We start from the raw sequence: 17,677 nt of genomic DNA, 5'->3' as shown, positions 1-17,677 counted from the left end.
GCTTTAAATAAATATACCATGTTTCCACTTAGACGTAATAGAAGACTGCGAACAAATGAATCAATGAGAAGTTTAGTTCGTGAAAATATATTAACTCCTAATGATTTTTTAGTCCCATTATTTATAATAGAAGGCAAAGGAATTAAAGAAGAAATTCCATCTATGCCTAATTATTTTAGATATACTTTAGATTTACTAGAAAAAGAAGTAAAAGAACTTTGGGCAATGGGTTTAAAATCTGTTTTACTCTTTGTAAAAGTTCCCGACAATTTAAAAGACAATAAAGGTACAGAAGCTTTAAATCATAATGGGTTAATGCAACGCGCTATAAAAGTTGTTAAAAATGCTATTCCAGAAATGATTGTTATGACTGATGTTGCTTTAGATCCTTATTCTTCTTTTGGACATGATGGTGTTATTGAAAACGGAATCATTTTAAACGATATTTCTTCTTCAATTTTAGCAGAAATGGCATTATCACATGCAAAAGCGGGCGCTGATTTTGTTGCTCCAAGTGATATGATGGATGGTAGAATATTAGAAATGAGAGAATTGTTAGAAGAAGAGAACTTTACAAATACTGGAATCATGAGTTATAGTGCTAAATATGCTTCAGCTCTTTATGGACCATTTCGAGATGCATTAGATTCTGCACCTGTAGACTTAGTAAATATTCCAAAAGATAAAAAAACCTATCAAATGGATTATCACAATCGTGAAGAGGCAATAAGAGAAACTAGAATGGATATTGAAGAAGGTGCTGATATTGTAATGGTAAAGCCAGGAATTGTTTACTTAGATATAATTCGAGATATAAAAAACATGTCAGAAGTTCCTGTTGCTGCTTATCAGGTTTCTGGAGAATATGCTATGATAAAAGCAGCCGCAGAAAAAGGTTGGTTAGATCATGATGCTATTATGCTAGAACAAACCACTGCGTTTAAAAGAGCTGGTGCAGATATCATTGCTAGTTATTTTGCAAAAGACATTGTTCGTCTACTAAAGTAAAAAATCTATCTTGGATACTTAAAAACAAGTATCCAAGATACTAACCATAACTTATTAAGTATGAAATCTTTCTTATTAATCCTAACTTTATTTTCAATAACAGCTAACGCTCAAGAAGAACCTATAAGTGCTTTTCTTGAGAAATGGAAAAATTCAAAAGAATATCTCTTGGAAATGGCTAAAGCAATGCCAGAAGAAAACTACAGTTACAAACCCACAGAAAGAGAAATGACTTTTGGAGATCAATTATTACACATAAAAAGTAATATGGACTGGCTAAGTTTAACTTATTTTTCTACTATAAAGAAAGAAAAAGGAGAAAAAAAGGAACTCTCAAAAGAAGAGATAATTATGCAATTAGAAACTTCTTTCAATACTGTTTATAAAATAATAGAACAAACCCCAAAAGAAGAATTAAAAGAAATTGTTGATTTTTTTGCAGGTCCAAAAACTAAATTACAAATATTAAATCTATTACAAGATCATGTTACGCATCATCGCGGGCAGTTAATTGTATATCTAAATTTAAATAATATAAAACCACCTAAATATGTAGGTTGGTAACAATTCCTTTGAATAAGAAAAAACAATTATAAAGTCCTAAATATTATACTATTAAACTTCTATATAAATTTTTCTTCTTTTTGCAAATTCCAAAATAAAACCTACATTTGTGTAATATATAAGCCATTATTTTTTATTACACGCCATGTTACAAAACGAATTATACTACACGCTTGCGTTATTGCAAGTAGAAGGAGTAGGTGATATTTTAGCCAAAAAACTCATTCAACAATGCGGTTCAGCAGAAGAAATATTCAAGTCAAAAAACACATCTCTTGCTAGAATTGATGGTGTTGGAAAATCACTACTTAAAAATCTTCAAGACAAAACTATTTTCCAAAAAGCAGAAAAAGAATTATTTTTCATTGAACAAGAAAATTTAACTACTCTTTTTTACCAAAATCAGAATTATCCTGAAAAACTAAAACATTGTTTTGATTCTCCTGTTTTACTTTTTCAATCAGGAAATATTGATTTAACCAATCCGAAAATTATAAGTATTGTTGGAACCAGACAAATTACAACATACGGAAACGAATTCACAAAAAAGCTTATTGAAGAATTAGCACCACTAAACCCTATAATAGTAAGCGGATTTGCTTATGGCGTAGATATTGTTTCACACCAAACTGCAATCGATTTTAAATTACAAACAATTGGAGTTCTAGCTCATGGTCTAAACCAAATTTATCCTAAAACACATAAAAAATACATGGCTAAAATGGAAGAAAATGGTGGTTTTCTTACCGAATTTTGGAGTCATTCAAAACCTGATAGAGAAAATTTTGTTAAACGAAATAGAATTGTAGCAGGCATAAGTGAAGCTACAATTGTTATTGAAAGTGCCGAAAAAGGAGGTTCTTTAATAACAGCACAAATTGCTAATGACTATAACAGAGACGTTTTTGCCGTTCCAGGTAGAACAACCGATAAGTATAGTCAAGGATGCAATAATCTCATCAAAACACAACGAGCTCATGTTCTAACATCTACTGCTGATTTGATATATATCCTAAATTGGGAGCTTCAAAAAAAGGAACAAAAAACCATTCAAAAACAACTTTTTGTTACTTTAACAGAGGAAGAACAAAAAATTTATAACTATCTTCAAAATAAAGAAAACGAAGGAATAGATATTATTTCTTTAGATTGTGAAATACCTATTTTTAAAACATCATCTATTTTATTAAGCATGGAATTAAAAGGAGTCATTCGTCCTTTACCAGGAAAATTATTTGAAGTTATTTAATTTAAAACTAAACGATAAAATCAATATTATATCATAACAAAGTATTAAAATTAATTAATTTATAACATCCTTTGTGCCCAAATTTTAAGAATAAAAGCCGTAAATTAGTAACAAATTTTTCAAAATGTATTCACTACCGAAACTAGAACGCTTTGAACAAAACGTAGCTTCAAAATTTAATATTTATAATAGTATTTTTATAACACTCCCTTTTGATGAAATAAATAATACTGGTGTTTTATTACCATTATTTGCAGATATCTGTGAACATGGATATAAAAAAAATCAAAGCCCAGAAGAAATTTTTGACACATTTGTCATTAAATATTTAGAAAATCCAACAGAAGACGAAAAAACAAGCTTAATGTTTCGATTTATTCAATATGTAGAAAGACAGGTTGTTTTATTTGATGCCATTGAAGATGCTTCTTTTGACGTTGTAAATAATATGGAAGGAAGAGGTTCTCTAAGAAACATGAAAGAAAGAGCTGAGCAACGTTTTAAAAAAGACGAACTCATTACTTTCTTAAATACTTTCAAAGTAAGAACTGTCTTAACTGCTCATCCTACACAGTTTTATCCTGGTTCCGTTTTAGGAATTATTACCGACTTAACTGAAGCAATTAAAATTAATGATTTAAATACAATTAAAGAACTATTAGCTCAATTAGGAAAAACGCCTTTTATAAAAAAAGAAAAACCAACTCCTTTTGATGAAGCAGTAAGTATTATTTGGTATTTAGAAAATGTATTTTATCACACTATTGGAGAAATGATGCAATATGTGCAAAAAAATATTTTTAAAAATAAAACCTCATTGGATAATGATATTTTCAATCTTGGTTTTTGGCCAGGAGGCGATAGAGACGGAAATCCTTTTGTAACTACAGAAATTACTTTAAAAGTTGCTGATAGATTGCGAACTGCTATTTTAAAATGTTATTATTTAGACATTCGAAAATTAAAACGCAAACTCACTTTTGCTGGTGTAGAAGAATTAATCAGTTCTATTGAAAATAAACTATATCGCTCTGTTTTCTATTCTGAAGGAACTATTTTTATTAGCCAAGATGAATTAGCTAACGATTTACAATTGATTAAATCACTACTAATTAAAAAACACCAATCTTTATATCTTGATGAAATAGAAAACTTGATTAGTAAACTCAATGTTTTTGGTTATCATTTTGCAACATTAGATATTAGACAAAATAGTAAAATGCATCAAACCGTTTTTCAAGATATAATTAACACAAAACCTGAATTATTTCCTTCAAACTATAATGAATTAGATGAAATTTCAAAAATCAATATTTTGTCAAATATAAAAGCTGACTTAAATGAAAAAGATTTTGAAAATGATGTTACCAAAAAAACGCTAAGTTCTATAAAAGCAATTAAATCTATTCAAGAAAGAAATGGAGAATTAGGTTGTAATCGATATATCATTAGTAATAATGAAAATGCTTTAAATGTTATAGAAGCGCTATCATTATTTCAATTAACTAATTGGAAAAATCCATCTGTTGATATTGTTCCTCTTTTTGAAAGTGTTGAAGATTTACAAAAAGCGGATAAAGTAATGGAACAATTATATACAAACCCTATTTATAAAAATCATCTAAGTAACAGAAAGAACATACAAACCATTATGTTGGGTTTTTCTGATGGAACAAAAGATGGTGGCTATTTAATGGCAAACTGGGGAATTTATAATGCAAAAATAGCTATTTCAAATATGTCACGAAAATACAATATTAACGTTGTCTTTTTTGATGGTCGTGGTGGACCACCTGCTCGTGGCGGTGGAAAAACTAACCAATTTTATGCTTCTCTTGGACCAGAAATAGAAAACAAACAAATTCAATTAACTGTACAAGGACAAACCATTAGTTCTAATTTTGGCACTCTTGACTCTTGTCGTTACAATTTAGAAAACTTATTAAGTGCTGGTGCTAACAATCAAGTATTTCATCATGAAGAAAATCATTTGACAACTAAAGAAAAAGAAGTTATGCAAAAACTTTCTGAAATTAGTTATCAAAAATATATCGATTTTAAAAGTCACCCCAAATTTGTACCCTATTTGGAAAATATGAGTACACTAAATTATTATGCGAAGACTAATATTGGAAGTCGTCCATCTAAAAGGAAACAATCATCACAATTAAATTTAGATGATTTAAGAGCAATTCCTTTTGTAGGTTCATGGAGCCAATTAAAACAAAATGTACCTGGTTTTTTTGGGGTTGGAACCGCTTTAAAGTATTTTGAACAGAATGAAAAATGGGACGATGTCCAAAACCTATACAACAACTCTCTTTTCTTCAAAACACTATTAGAAAACAGCATGATGGCTTTAAGTAAATCATTCTTCCCATTAACAGCTTACATGAAAAATGATCCAGAATATGGTGTTTTTTGGAATATAATACACACTGAATATTTAGAAACCAAACGTTTATTATTAAAAATATCAGGTTTCACAGAATTAATGGAGAACTATCCTGATGGAAAAGCCTCCGTAGCAATGCGTGAGAAAATTGTATTGCCTTTGTTAACGATTCAACAATATGCTTTATTAAAAATAAAAACTTTAAAAGAAAGTGACAATCCAGATGAAAAGCAAATTGCAGTTTATGAAAAAATCGTAACCCGATCTCTGTTTGGAAATATTAACGCTAGTAGAAATTCGGCTTAAAATAATTTTGTCATACTAAATTTAATCAGCATCTAAATAAAAAGCCTTGAAGTTCTGAATTTAACTTCAGATTTCAAGGCTTTTCCTATTTCTAGTTTCTAACTTCTCTCTCACTCTTTCTAAAACACCATTAGCTACTATACTTGCTTTTGCTGCACCTTCTTTAAGTAAAGCATCTACTTCTTCTAGGTTGTTGATATAGTAATTGTATTTCTCTCTTACTGTTTCGAATTTTTCAACTATCAATTCAAACAACGCTTGTTTTGCGTGACTGTAATTGGAGATGTCATTTAATGATTTAAACGAAAGAAATTTAGAAAAAGCAATAACTGTTAGAAAATGATACAATTAAATTGTATTTAAATTTCACCCTTTTATTTTTTTACCCGTACAATAAAGAATTCTTTTCATAGAAAGAAAAAATGTAAAAAATATACTACTATTTATTTATATTATATTATTTTTATGAACTTAAAATCTTTTATATTTAATACATAAAATAATGAAACTTATTTTTTTACTTCTTCTCATAAGTACTTATAGTTTTTCACAAATAACTTTTGAAAAAGGTTATTTTGTAAACTCCAACAATGAAATAAAAGAATGCTTTATCAAAAATTATGATTGGGTTAATAGCCCTTCTAAAATTCTTTATAAAGACAATAAAGAAAGTGAAATCGAAGAAATTGGTATTGAAGAAATTAAAGAATTTGGTATAAATGATAAATCAAAATTTATTAAACGTTCAATCACTATTGATCCTGTAAAAAATAAGACAAATGAATTATATCCTTCCAAAGAATATACTACTAGGAACGAAATTGTTTTGCTTAAGGTAATAGTTGAAGGGAAAGCTAATTTATACAAATATGAAAATGATACCCAATTAAAATACTATTATTCTATTTCAACTGATAGTATTAAACCTCTAATTTTTTATAAATACCTTAAAGATAATACTCTTAAAACAAATGAGCCTTATAAAAAAGAATTATATGATAATTTAAAATGTAATAAATTTAAAATTAAAGATTTTTTAATTTTAAGATACCAAAATAATGATTTAAAAAACATTTTTGTGGATTATAATTTATGTAATAACTCTAAATATATTGAGTATAATTTATATGATAGTAAAGGGAAGTTAAACTTTACTCCAAAAATAGGTTATCAACAAAATAGCATAAAGGCTACTTTTGATGAAGTTCAATATAAGGAATCTACAAGCAGTCCTATATTTGGTTTAGAAATTGAATATTTACTTCCTTTTAATAAGAATAAATTTTCTTTAATTTTAGATCCAACTTTTACTACTATTAAATACAATAAATCTATTAACCAATATGTAGGTTATAATGATATGTATAAAATAGATATCAAAGATACTTTTACTTACTCAAGTATATCAATACCTATAGGAATACGTTATAACTTCTTTTTATTAAACCCTAATAATAAAATATATGTAAATGGAGGATATTCATTTGAATTACCAATTAAAAATAATTTCACATCTCATTATAAATCAGAAGCATTAAGCCTTGATTCAACATATAGTTATGATTTAAGTAGCCATGGAAGTCTAATGATTGGAACAGGTGTTAGAATTAAAAATATAAATGCAGAATTAAAAATTTTTCCAAAACGTGAATTGTTTTATAGCATTTCTAAGTACCAAAATTTAAATTTACAGTCAATTTGTATAGCAATTGGATATACTATTTAATTTAACATTTTTTTGATATCAAAGTAAAAGCAGTTCGTTTGAACTGCTTTTCTATATCTTATTTTCTTAATACCCTAACTTCTCTCTCACTCTTTCTAAAACACCATTAGCTATTATACTTGCTTTTGCTGCTCCTTCTTTAAGTAAAGCGTCTACTTCTTCTAGATTGTTGATATAGTAATTGTATTTCTCTCTTACTGTTTCGAATTTTTCAACTATCAATTCAAACAACGCTTGTTTTGCGTGACCGTAACCGTAATTTCCTCCTAAATAATTAGTACGCATTACCTCAGTTTGTTCAGGAGTTGCTAGTAGTTTATATAAAGCAAAGCAATTACACGTATCTGGATTTTTAGGTTCTTCTAATGGTGTACTGTCCGTTTGAATAGTCATTATTTGTTTGCGTAAAGCTTTATCATCAACAAACAAATTAATTATATTGTTTCTAGACTTGCTCATTTTATGTCCGTCTGTACCAGGTATAATCATTATCTCTTCATCAATCTTAGCTTCTGGCAGAACAAAAGTTTCTCCCATTTGATTATTAAATTTTGACGCAACATCTCTAGTTATTTCTAAATGTTGTTCTTGATCTTTTCCTACTGGAACTAGTTCCGCATCATATAATAAAATATCCGCAGCCATTAACATAGGATAAGTAAATAAACCCGCATTTACATCTTCTAATCTATCGGCTTTATCTTTGAAAGAATGTGCTAATTTTAACCTTTGGTATGGAAAAAAACAACTTAAATACCAAGCTAATTCCGTTGTTTGAGGTACATCTGACTGACGATAAAAAACAACTTTATTAACATCTAAACCACAAGCAAGCCAAGTTGCAGCTACACTATATGTATTAGCTCTTAAAGTTTTTCCATCTTTTATTTGCGTGATTGAATGTAAATCAGCAATGAAAAGAAAAGATTCATTAGTAGGATTATTAGCCATTTCTATAGCAGGCAAAATCGCACCTAATAAATTACCTAAATGTGGAGTTCCTGTACTTTGAATTCCGGTTAAGATTTTTGACATTTTTCTTTATTGTTTGCCACAAAAATAGCACTTTTACAGAAATGGTAAAAGGTTCTTAACAAAAGGTTGAATAATATTGTTATTTTTGGCACAAAGTTTTTAAAATGCATATTGTTTGAGTCTACTCCTGATAGTAGTGACATCCTTTTAAACTTAGTTTAAAAGATAAAACGAATAGCAGGAAAATGGTTTAAACAATTTACTAATGTTTGGTTCCTAATATATGAAAATACTAAAATATGCTTTTTGGATAATCTGGAGAATTTGGTTTTACCTTTTAGTAATTATTCCTATTCTTATCTTATTTCCAATATTATTCCTTACTATTCTTAGTGAAAAAACGTATCCTCAGTTCTTTTTTTTAGCACGATTTTGGGCGAAAATTATTTTGTATGGAATGGGGTTTTATCACAAAATAGAGTTTGAACAAAAACTAGAAAAAGGGAAAAGTTATATGTTAGTTGCCAATCATACTTCGATGACTGACATTATGTTAATGCTTTTGGTTGTAAAAAACAATCCGTTTGTTTTTGTTGGGAAAAAAGAATTAGCTAAAATTCCTGTTTTTGGTTTCTTTTTTAAGCGAGTTTGTATCATGGTTGATAGAAGCAGTAGCAAAAGTAGATTTAAAGTATTTGAGTTGGCTCAAAAACGATTACACCAAGGTTTAAGTATTTGTATTTTTCCAGAAGGTGGAGTTCCTGATGATGAAAGTATTGTTTTAGACGAATTTAAAGATGGTGCTTTTCGTTTAGCAATAGAACATCAAATTCCTATTGTTCCAATGACTTTTGTAGATAACAAAAAACGTTTTCCATTTCGTTTTTTTAGTGGGTCAACTGGAAGGATGCGTGTAAAAGTGCACTCTTTTATTGAAACTAATGGATTAACTCTTGAAAACCGACAAGAAACAAAGAAAAAAACAAGAGCAATTATTTTGGAAGAGCTTGAATCTTATTCTAAGTAATAATACTTTCAATTTTTGCAACTACTGTTTCAGGTAAAATAGTTCGCATAGCATCTTCGTATCCTTCTACTTTTTTATTTCCATAAACTGAAGTAGGTAATAAAGGGAATTGTTCTCTGTCAGCAGTAATACAATAATCACTAGGCTGGTTAAAAGGTTTAAAACCAGCATAAGGATGTGTTGCTCCCCAAAGTGTAATTACTTTTATTCCTAACATAGCTGCAATATGTGCGTTTCCAGAATCCATTGATAACATCACATCTAAATTTGATATTATATCTAATTCTTGATTTAATTTTAATTTACCCGCTAAAACAACAACATTTTCATGATTGTTTTGTAATTGATTTAGTAATTCTATTTCTTTTTTTCCACCTCCAAAGAGATAAATTGAATAAGTGGATTTCATAGCCAAATCATCAATTACTTTTTGCATTAAATCTAAAGAATATACCTTATTTTCATATTGAGCAAAAGGAGCAATTCCAATTATTTTTATTTCCTTTGAAAAAGGAATCGCTTTCAAAATTGCTTCTGATAAAATTGCTTTTTCTGGAAAAACAGGATGAATTAAATCGACTGAGAAACCTAATTTGTTAAATGTATCAACATGACGTTCAAACATAGATTTCACTGGTTTAAAAACCTTGTTTTCAAGTCTTGTTAGTTCTTTTTTTGCTTTCCTGCCTTTGTCAGTTGCTGCTACTTTTTTTCCAAAAAATAAAAATAAGATTCGAATGATTTTGGAACGTAATACATTATGCAAATCAGCAACAAAATCGATTTTTAGTTTGTTTAAATCTTTAAATAATCTCAATAAACCAAAAAACCCTTTGTGTCTTTTATTTAAATCAACTGCAAAGAAATCAATATTAGAAATATCTCTAAAAAAAGGTTCAAAAAAAGGTCTTGAAATTACTGTAATTTTAATTTCAGGATATTGTATAGAAAAAGCTCTCAACACAGGAACTGTCATTGCGACATCACCCATGGCTGAGAGCCTTATTACTAAAATATGCTTTGGTTTAGACATCTTAATTGATGACTATTTTTTATTTTGATACAATACAGGGTTTAATTCCTCGTCGTTGTACATTTTCATTTGTTTATACACTTTCATGTATTTATCCCCATTTTCGATATCTTCAATTAATTGACTAATAGAAGCAAACATATCATTTTTTTGATCTAATAAGACATTTAATTTTTCTTGACATTTTGCTCTATGTTCAGGTGAAGCTTCTACTCTATTTGCTTCTTCACTCATGTGATAAATTTTTAAAGCTAAAATAGATAGTCTATCAATTGCCCACGCTGGACTTTCTGTATTTATTTTTGCGTTTGGTTTTACTTGAACATCTGCATATTTTTGAAGAAAATAACTGTCTATATATTCTACCATGTCTGTTCTCACTTGGTTAGAAGCATCTATTTTACGTTTTAAATCTAATGCTGCAATAGGATCAATTTGTGGATCACGAATGATATCTTCATAATGCCATTGTACTGTATCAACCCAGTTTTTTGCAAATAGCAAATGTTCTATAGATCCTTTTTCATAAGGATTTTGTACAGGTTGGTACACGTCGTCAATAACGTGATATTCTTTAATAGAACGCTCAAATATTGGAAATGCAAATTCTGCAAACATGATTAAGTTGTTTAAAATTTCTACAAAAATAACGTTTTTTTGTACTTTTAGCCTGAAAATTAAAAACTAATCCTATGTATATTCATTATCTTTCTGAAGAAAACAGCATTTTAAATCATTTTTTAGCTCAAATTAGAGATGTTTCAGTTCAAAATGATAGTATGCGTTTTAGAAGAAATATAGAGCGAATAGGGGAAATAATGGCTTATGAATTAAGTAAAGTATTAGACTATAAAGATAAATCTGTTATTACGCCACTTGGAACAAAAGAAACCACTGAAATAACAAACAAAATTGTTTTATGTTCTATTTTGAGAGCTGGTTTAGCGCTTCATACTGGTTTTATGAACATTTTTGATAATGCTGATAATGGTTTTGTTTCTGCTTACAGACATCATCCTAATAATGATGATGAATTTATTATAAAAGTAGAATATCAAGCTGCTCCAAATTTAGAAGGAAAGACATTACTTCTTATTGATCCAATGCTTGCAACAGGCCAATCTATTGTTGCTGTTTTTGAAAAATTAAACGCTGAACAAAAGCCAAAGGAGATACACATTGCTGTTGCAATTGCTGCTCCAGAAGGTGTTCAATATTTACAAGATAATCTTCCTGAAAATTGCCATTTATGGGTTGCCGCTCTTGATGAAAAACTGAACGAAAAAAATTACATTATTCCTGGATTAGGTGACGCTGGAGACTTAGCATACGGAATTAAACTATAATTGCATTATAAAGAAAAATAAGCCTATAACTAAGAGAGAGTACAATGTTACTTCTTTTAAAATTTTATTTTCTAAATTTTCAATGAAATTAGCTCCCATAATTGATAATGGTGCCAAACAAAATATTAAACAACTATTATTCTTATCTGCTGAAAGGATATAAATTCCTACTCCTAAAAGAAATGAAAATAATATTTTCTTGTATGACGATTGCATGTTTAATGGTGTAGCATTAATTGTCATTATCATGCTTACAAAAAACAATATCGCTATTGATGAAAAAACAGCTAATGCAATATTTTGATATATATTTTCAAAATATGTAAAATCAAAACTGATATATGCTTTATTTAATAAAATCTCTAATAAAGTATTATCATTCATGAAATTAAACATGAAAAACAATATTATTACACTCAAAAATGCTATAACTGGTATTAACCAGTTTTTATAATCTCTTGATCCGTGTAGAATTATAGATATAAAAACTAATCCAATATATAGAGCGCTCCAAAAATGAAATAGTGCAGAAAGAAAAATCCAAAATGAAGCATCAAAAAACTTCTCTTGAGTACTTTTCATTGATTTCAGAGAAATTAATCTTCTTAAAGAAAGTAACAGGAAAAAATTTGAAATTAATATATTTTTATTTTTAAAAATAGAAGGAAAGAATAATAAGAAAATGAAAAATAGTAAAATAGCATAATTATCATTTCTTGTTAAAGTATTCTTTAGAGAAATAAAATTAACTAGAAAACAAGATGCTACAATGGAAACAAAATACATAGTTCCATATAAAAAGCCTTGCCATCCTTTAAATATGGAATGCGAAAATGTGTACGAAACAAAAGCTATTAAAAGTAATGTTCCAATAATTACATAATTAAATGGTCTTGTTTTATTAAAAACACTTGCTATCATCAGGATATTTTATATTTTTGTGATGTAAATATAATACTTTATCAAAATGAAATCATTTTTTGAAGGAATTGCATCACTATTTGTTGATTTTTTATTTGTTCCGTTCGATGGATTAAGAAAATTAGAATTGTCAAACTGGTGGGCAGCAAATACGTTAAATTGGATATTTATTTTAATTTGTTGTGGAGCTATGGTATATTGGATTAAACAATTAAATATATTCAAAGCTAACAATGAAGATGAGCAAGATACAACAGCTCATTCATTCTTAAAATAAAAATTCCTCAATTAAGAGGAACTTTATTTATAGATCAAAACCAATATCTTTACGATAATACATCTTATCAAATTGTAGTTTAGCTATACTTTGATAAGATTTTTTTATGGCTTCTTCGTAATTATCTCCATAAGATGTAACCGCAATAACTCTTCCTCCGTTTGTTAGCACTTTTTCATTTTCTAATTTTGTTCCTGCATGAAAAACAATAGAATCCGTAATTGTTTCTATTCCTGTAATTTCTTTTCCTTTTTCATAATCTTCAGGATATCCACCAGAAACCACCATAATTGTTGTTACGGCTCTTTCATCTATTTCTAGACTTATCTTATCTAATTCTTGTTTCGAAATAGCTTCAAAAATTTCAACTAAATCACTTTTTAATCTTGGCATTACAACTTCTGTTTCTGGGTCACCCATTCTAACATTATATTCAATAACCATAGGCTCTCCTTTTACATTAATAAGACCTATAAAAACAAAACCTTTATATTCAATATTATCTTTTTGTAATCCTTCAATTGTAGGTTTTACAATTCTATTTTCAATTTTATCTAAAAGTACTTTGTCTGCAAATGGAACTGGGGAAACAGCTCCCATTCCACCCGTATTTAAACCTGTATCACCTTCTCCTATTCTTTTATAATCTTTAGCCGTTGGAAGAATTTTATACGACTTTCCATCTGTTAATACAAAGCAACTTAATTCAATTCCATCTAAAAATTCCTCAATAACTACCTTTGAAGATGCTTGTCCAAATTTTGCATCAACTAACATACTCCTTAATTCTCTTTTAGCTTCTTCTAAATCTTGAAGAATTAAAACTCCTTTCCCTGCTGCTAATCCGTCCGCTTTTAAAACATAAGGTGCTTGTAATGTTTCTAAAAACAAACATCCTTTTTCAACTGTTTCAGCGGTAAAACTATCATATTTTGCTGTTGGGATATTATGTTTTACTAAAAACTCTTTTGCAAATTCTTTACTTCCTTCAAGTTGAGCTCCTATTTTTGATGGTCCAATTACTGAAATGTTTTCTAATAAATTATCTTCTTTAAAATAATTATAAATTCCTTTTACTAATGGATCTTCAGGACCTACAACAACCATTTCAATTTTTTCAGATAAAACAAATTCCTTTACTTCATCAAAATTATTTGGATTAATATTAATATTTGTTGCTATTGAAGCTGTTCCTGCATTTCCAGGAGCTACAAATAAAGAAGAACATTTTGTGCTTTGAAGCATTTTCCAAGCTAAAGCATGTTCACGTCCACCAGAACCTAATAATAAAATTTTCATTGTGTTGTGTTGTTTTTATCCGAATACGATTCAGATTCTATTTAGTATTTCGCAAAAATACTTCGTTTTCAATAGAAAAAAAAGTTTCAATAGAATAGTTTATCGATTCTGCTTTTTATATTTTTGAAATTAAATTTCTGATATGTTCAATTTATTTAATCTTACTTTGAAACTAAATGGCTTTCCTATTGAAAAAGCTAGAATTGAACTAAATAAAATTTTAAAAATTCCTGCTGAAAATTATCAAGGATATATTGAAAATAAAAAAAGAGAAATTGCTGTTTATCACTTAAAAAATAACTCTTTCTATCAAAATCTTGTTGGAACTAATACGTTTAAAAATTGGAATGACTTACCTGTTATTACTAAAAATGATTTACAAAAACCATTACACGAAAGATTATCGAAAGACTATATAAAAAAAACTGTTTTTATAAATAAAACATCTGGGTCTAGTGGTGATCCATTCATTTTTGCAAAAGACAAAGAAGCTCATGCTATAACCTGGGCTTCAATTATCTATAGGTTTGGGTGGTATAATATTAATTTCAATTCGTCTTATCAAGCTCGTTTTTATGGAATCCCTTTAGATTTCTTAGGATATAGAAAAGAAAGATTAAAAGATATTTTAAGTAAGCGATATCGTTTCCCTATTTTCGATCTATCAGATGTCGTCTTAGCTAAAATTCTTCAAAAATTTCAAGAAAAAAAGTTTGATTACATCAATGGCTATACTAGTTCGATTGTCTTATTTGGAAAATATCTTAAAAAGAAAAACATTGTTTTAACTGATGTTTGTCCAACATTAAAAGTTTGTATGGTAACCTCTGAAATGTTATTTGAAGAAGATAAAATACTATTAGAAAAATATTTAGGTGTTCCCATTGTAAATGAATACGGAGCTTCAGAATTGGATTTGATTGCATTTCAAAATCCTCAAGGAGAATGGCAAGTGAACAGTGAAACCTTATTTGTAGAGATATTAGATGAAAACAATCAACCAGTTGCAAATGGTACAGAAGGGAAAATAGTTATTACATCTTTATTTAACAAAGCACATCCTTTTATTCGCTATGAAATAGGTGATATTGGAATTTTAGATGAGGCCAGCACTTCGAAAATGCCAATTTTAAAAAAATTAATAGGACGCACAAGTGATATTGCTATTCTCCCAAGTGGAAAAAAGTCTCCTGGTTTAACTTTTTACTATGTTACCAAAAGTATCATTGAAGATGATGGAAATGTAAAAGAATTTATTATTCGTCAAACTAAACTAGACACCTTTGAAATAGATTATGTTAGTTCTACTAAATTAACTTCACTACAAATTCAAAAAATTGAAAAAGCAATTGCTACATATTTAGAATCTGGATTGCATTTTACGTACAATCGAAAAGACGTTTTAAAACGAACTGCAAGAGGAAAATTAAAACAATTTGAATCTTTACTTTAATTCCTATATTTCATAAAACCTCTATACATCCAATGCAACATATAATATACTGATTGTAAAAAGTTTAGATTTTCAACTTCTCTATAAAACTGCCATTGGTATTTTATTAAATCTGCTTTTTTTCTAGAAAGGGAGTTTTTGCGAATACGGTAAATTGCCTGTGTTTCTTGAATACCATAAGCATAAGGAGTTGCTTTTAAATATTGTAACCATAATCCCATATCCTGACGTTTTCTAATTAATGGCATGAATTTTTTTCCTAGCCTTTTTATATCTACGAATGCTGTCAAACAACTAATGGAATTGGATTTCAAAATATCAGTATATGTAGCTTTTTTAGGAACAATAAAATCAGAATATATAAACTCTAATTCTTCATTTGCTCTTTTATAAGAAGAAAACACAAAAGAGATTTTTGTTTCTTTTATTGTCTTTACACTATTTTTAATAAAATCTGGAAACCAAATATCATCTGCATCAATAAAAGTTAAATATTGCCCTTTAGCATCTTCTATTCCTCTATTTCTAGCTACAGCAGCACCTGAGTTTTTATCTAATTTATAAAATCTAATTCGATTATCCTTTTTAACTACAAGTGAAATTATTTCTTCTGTATTATCTGTAGAACCGTCATCAACAATAATCATTTCCCAATTAGTATAGGTTTGATTTCTAACTGATTGAATAGTTTCATCTATAAATTTAGCTGAATTAAAGGTTGGAGTTATTATGGATACCAATTCATTCATTAATATGCTTTTTTATCTCCTCTAATGGCATTTAATACTGTAAGAATAACAATCTTCAAATCTAGAAGTAATGACCAATTTTCAAGATAGAAAATATCATATTTCACTCTATTTCTAATATCTCTGTCATTTTCAACTTCCCCTCTGAACCCATTAGTTTGCGCTAAACCTGTAATCCCTGGTTTGATAAAATGCCTTACCATAAATTTATCTACACTTTTCGCATACATTTCGGTATGACTAACCATATGAGGTCTTGGACCGACAACAGACATATTCCCTAAAAATACATTAAAAAATTGTGGTAATTCATCAATACTTGTTCTGCGAATAAAAGCTCCAATTTTAGTTACTCTTGGATCGTTTTTTTGAACCTGTTCTAAATCTGCCAATGGGTTTAATCGCATAGAACGAAATTTATAGCAATAAAACTCTTCATAATTAAGACCATTTCTTTTCTGTTTAAAAAACACAGGTCCTTTAGACTCTATTTTTATTAATACTGCTAACAGAGGCATTAGCCACGATAATAGACCTAAAATAATAAATATCGAGAATAAAATATCGAAAATTCTTTTTATTATTTTATTAGTTGGTTGATCTAGTGGAATATTCCTTAATGAAATAATTGGTATATAGCCATAGTAATCTAAAATTAAATTTCTAGACAAAATATCCTTACTATCCGGTAAAAATTTAATCTTCTTTAAGTTGTTATCACAAAAATCAACGATTTGATTAATTTCATTATTACTTAAACTTGATAAAGAACAATATATTTCGTCAATTTTTTCTTCTAAAATAAAATTAAAAACTTCTTTAAACTCTCTTTGTTTTTGGTTTTTAAAATCAAAAACAAATTCTAATTTATAACCATAATCAATATTTTTATTAAAAAAATCAATTAATTGATTTACTCTCTTACCATTTCCAATAATAACCACTCTCCTAAAATTACCTCCAAAAGCTACCCTAAACTTCTTTAATAGAAAAAAAACAGAAAATTTTATTAATGCAATAATAACTATTGATATAGTTATATATAAAACCATTTGTGATGGTCTTGAGAATTTATAAAAATATCCTAAATAAGCAAACCCAAAAATTAAAAATAAAATATATTGTTTAATAATTTTACCTAAAATTTGGATAATCTTCGTAAAACGAAAAACTTCGTAAAAAGCTACATTCCATGCTATAATCAGCCAAAATAAAGTAAGAAATAGATGAAAATTAGTACTATTTATACTTGGTAAAAAGAAAGGAACTAGCAAATTGATAATTAAAACATCAATTACATACAAAAAAGGTCTTATATAACCTGAATACCTACCTGTTTTTGGTGACAA

The 17,677-nt window shown here is 28.1% G+C and carries 16 protein-coding genes and 1 pseudogene; 9 read left to right on the top strand and 8 right to left on the bottom strand.

Features of this window, described 5'->3' with window-relative positions:
• Positions 1 to 18: 18 nt before the first annotated feature.
• The 4 genes from hemB (at position 19) to LXD69_RS05445 (ending at position 5,522) form a co-directional block, all read left to right on the top strand.
• Positions 19 to 1,008, top strand: coding sequence for a porphobilinogen synthase (hemB, locus tag LXD69_RS05460; RefSeq protein WP_246918071.1), 990 nt, complete (start codon positions 19 to 21; stop codon positions 1,006 to 1,008).
• Positions 1,009 to 1,068: 60 nt separating this feature from the next.
• Positions 1,069 to 1,572: a DinB family protein gene (locus tag LXD69_RS05455; protein WP_246918069.1), complete on the top strand. Its 504-nt coding sequence runs from the start codon at positions 1,069 to 1,071 to the stop codon at positions 1,570 to 1,572.
• Between the two features lie 145 nt (positions 1,573 to 1,717).
• A complete protein-coding gene (gene dprA, locus LXD69_RS05450; protein ID WP_246918068.1) occupies positions 1,718 to 2,821 on the top strand; it encodes a DNA-processing protein DprA in 1,104 nt (367 codons plus the stop codon).
• A 124-nt stretch (positions 2,822 to 2,945) separates the two neighbouring features.
• Positions 2,946 to 5,522: a phosphoenolpyruvate carboxylase gene (locus LXD69_RS05445; protein ID WP_246918067.1), complete on the top strand. Its 2,577-nt coding sequence runs from the start codon at positions 2,946 to 2,948 to the stop codon at positions 5,520 to 5,522.
• A gap of 66 nt (positions 5,523 to 5,588) precedes the next feature.
• Here the strand turns inward: LXD69_RS05445 and LXD69_RS05440 are convergent.
• Positions 5,589 to 5,798: pseudogene (locus tag LXD69_RS05440) on the bottom strand (hypothetical protein); the annotation flags it as partial.
• 226 nt (positions 5,799 to 6,024) lie between these two features.
• On the opposite strand from LXD69_RS05440, the gene LXD69_RS05435 reads away from it, so the two are divergent.
• Entirely contained in the window at positions 6,025 to 7,248 is a 1,224-nt protein-coding gene (locus tag LXD69_RS05435; protein ID WP_246918063.1) for a porin family protein, read from the top strand.
• A gap of 66 nt (positions 7,249 to 7,314) precedes the next feature.
• Here the strand turns inward: LXD69_RS05435 and trpS are convergent, their stop codons facing one another.
• A complete protein-coding gene (gene trpS, locus LXD69_RS05430) occupies positions 7,315 to 8,283 on the bottom strand; it encodes a tryptophan--tRNA ligase (protein ID WP_246918062.1) in 969 nt (322 codons plus the stop codon).
• Between the two features lie 223 nt (positions 8,284 to 8,506).
• Here trpS and LXD69_RS05425 point away from each other — a divergent pair, with 223 nt between their 5' ends.
• Positions 8,507 to 9,250, top strand: coding sequence for a lysophospholipid acyltransferase family protein (locus LXD69_RS05425; RefSeq protein ID WP_246918061.1), 744 nt, complete (start codon positions 8,507 to 8,509; stop codon positions 9,248 to 9,250).
• Here LXD69_RS05425 and LXD69_RS05420 read toward each other — a convergent pair.
• Both LXD69_RS05420 and LXD69_RS05415 read right to left on the bottom strand, forming a co-directional pair.
• Positions 9,243 to 10,283 (bottom strand): glycosyltransferase family 9 protein, encoded by a 1,041-nt coding sequence (locus LXD69_RS05420; protein ID WP_246918059.1) that lies wholly within the window; start codon positions 10,281 to 10,283, stop codon positions 9,243 to 9,245. The genes LXD69_RS05425 and LXD69_RS05420 overlap by 8 nt on opposite strands.
• Positions 10,284 to 10,295: 12 nt before the next feature.
• Entirely contained in the window at positions 10,296 to 10,901 is a 606-nt protein-coding gene (locus LXD69_RS05415; RefSeq protein ID WP_246918058.1) for a DUF4254 domain-containing protein, read from the bottom strand.
• Positions 10,902 to 10,975: 74 nt separating this feature from the next.
• Here LXD69_RS05415 and upp point away from each other — a divergent pair, with 74 nt between their 5' ends.
• Positions 10,976 to 11,629, top strand: coding sequence for a uracil phosphoribosyltransferase (gene upp / locus LXD69_RS05410; RefSeq protein ID WP_246918056.1), 654 nt, complete (start codon positions 10,976 to 10,978; stop codon positions 11,627 to 11,629).
• Here the strand turns inward: upp and LXD69_RS05405 are convergent.
• On the bottom strand, positions 11,624 to 12,550 hold the full coding sequence (locus LXD69_RS05405; protein WP_246918054.1) for a DUF6427 family protein: 927 nt from the start codon (positions 12,548 to 12,550) through the stop codon (positions 11,624 to 11,626). The genes upp and LXD69_RS05405 overlap by 6 nt on opposite strands.
• Before the next feature lie 46 nt (positions 12,551 to 12,596).
• On the opposite strand from LXD69_RS05405, the gene LXD69_RS05400 reads away from it, so the two are divergent.
• Positions 12,597 to 12,827, top strand: a complete 231-nt coding sequence (locus LXD69_RS05400) for a DUF6341 family protein (RefSeq protein WP_045970326.1) — start codon at positions 12,597 to 12,599, stop codon at positions 12,825 to 12,827.
• Between the two features lie 27 nt (positions 12,828 to 12,854).
• Here LXD69_RS05400 and purD read toward each other — a convergent pair whose 3' ends face one another.
• Positions 12,855 to 14,126, bottom strand: a complete 1,272-nt coding sequence (gene purD, locus LXD69_RS05395) for a phosphoribosylamine--glycine ligase (protein ID WP_045970328.1) — start codon at positions 14,124 to 14,126, stop codon at positions 12,855 to 12,857.
• Positions 14,127 to 14,268: 142 nt separating this feature from the next.
• Between purD and LXD69_RS05390 the strand changes: the two genes are divergently transcribed.
• A complete protein-coding gene (locus tag LXD69_RS05390; RefSeq protein ID WP_246918052.1) occupies positions 14,269 to 15,579 on the top strand; it encodes an acyl-CoA synthetase family protein in 1,311 nt (436 codons plus the stop codon).
• Here LXD69_RS05390 and LXD69_RS05385 read toward each other — a convergent pair.
• Positions 15,576 to 16,328, bottom strand: a complete 753-nt coding sequence (locus LXD69_RS05385) for a glycosyltransferase family 2 protein (RefSeq protein WP_246918050.1) — start codon at positions 16,326 to 16,328, stop codon at positions 15,576 to 15,578. The genes LXD69_RS05390 and LXD69_RS05385 overlap by 4 nt on opposite strands.
• Positions 16,328 to 17,677: an undecaprenyl-phosphate glucose phosphotransferase gene (locus LXD69_RS05380; protein WP_246918048.1), complete on the bottom strand. Its 1,350-nt coding sequence runs from the start codon at positions 17,675 to 17,677 to the stop codon at positions 16,328 to 16,330. The genes LXD69_RS05385 and LXD69_RS05380 overlap by 1 nt, the downstream gene beginning before the upstream one ends.

This window comes from Flavobacterium sediminilitoris (assembly GCF_023008245.1).
GTDB classification, from domain to species: domain Bacteria; phylum Bacteroidota; class Bacteroidia; order Flavobacteriales; family Flavobacteriaceae; genus Flavobacterium; species Flavobacterium sediminilitoris.
The sequence above is the reverse complement of the archived record's forward strand: the minus strand, read 5'-3'. Positions and strand labels throughout refer to the sequence as shown.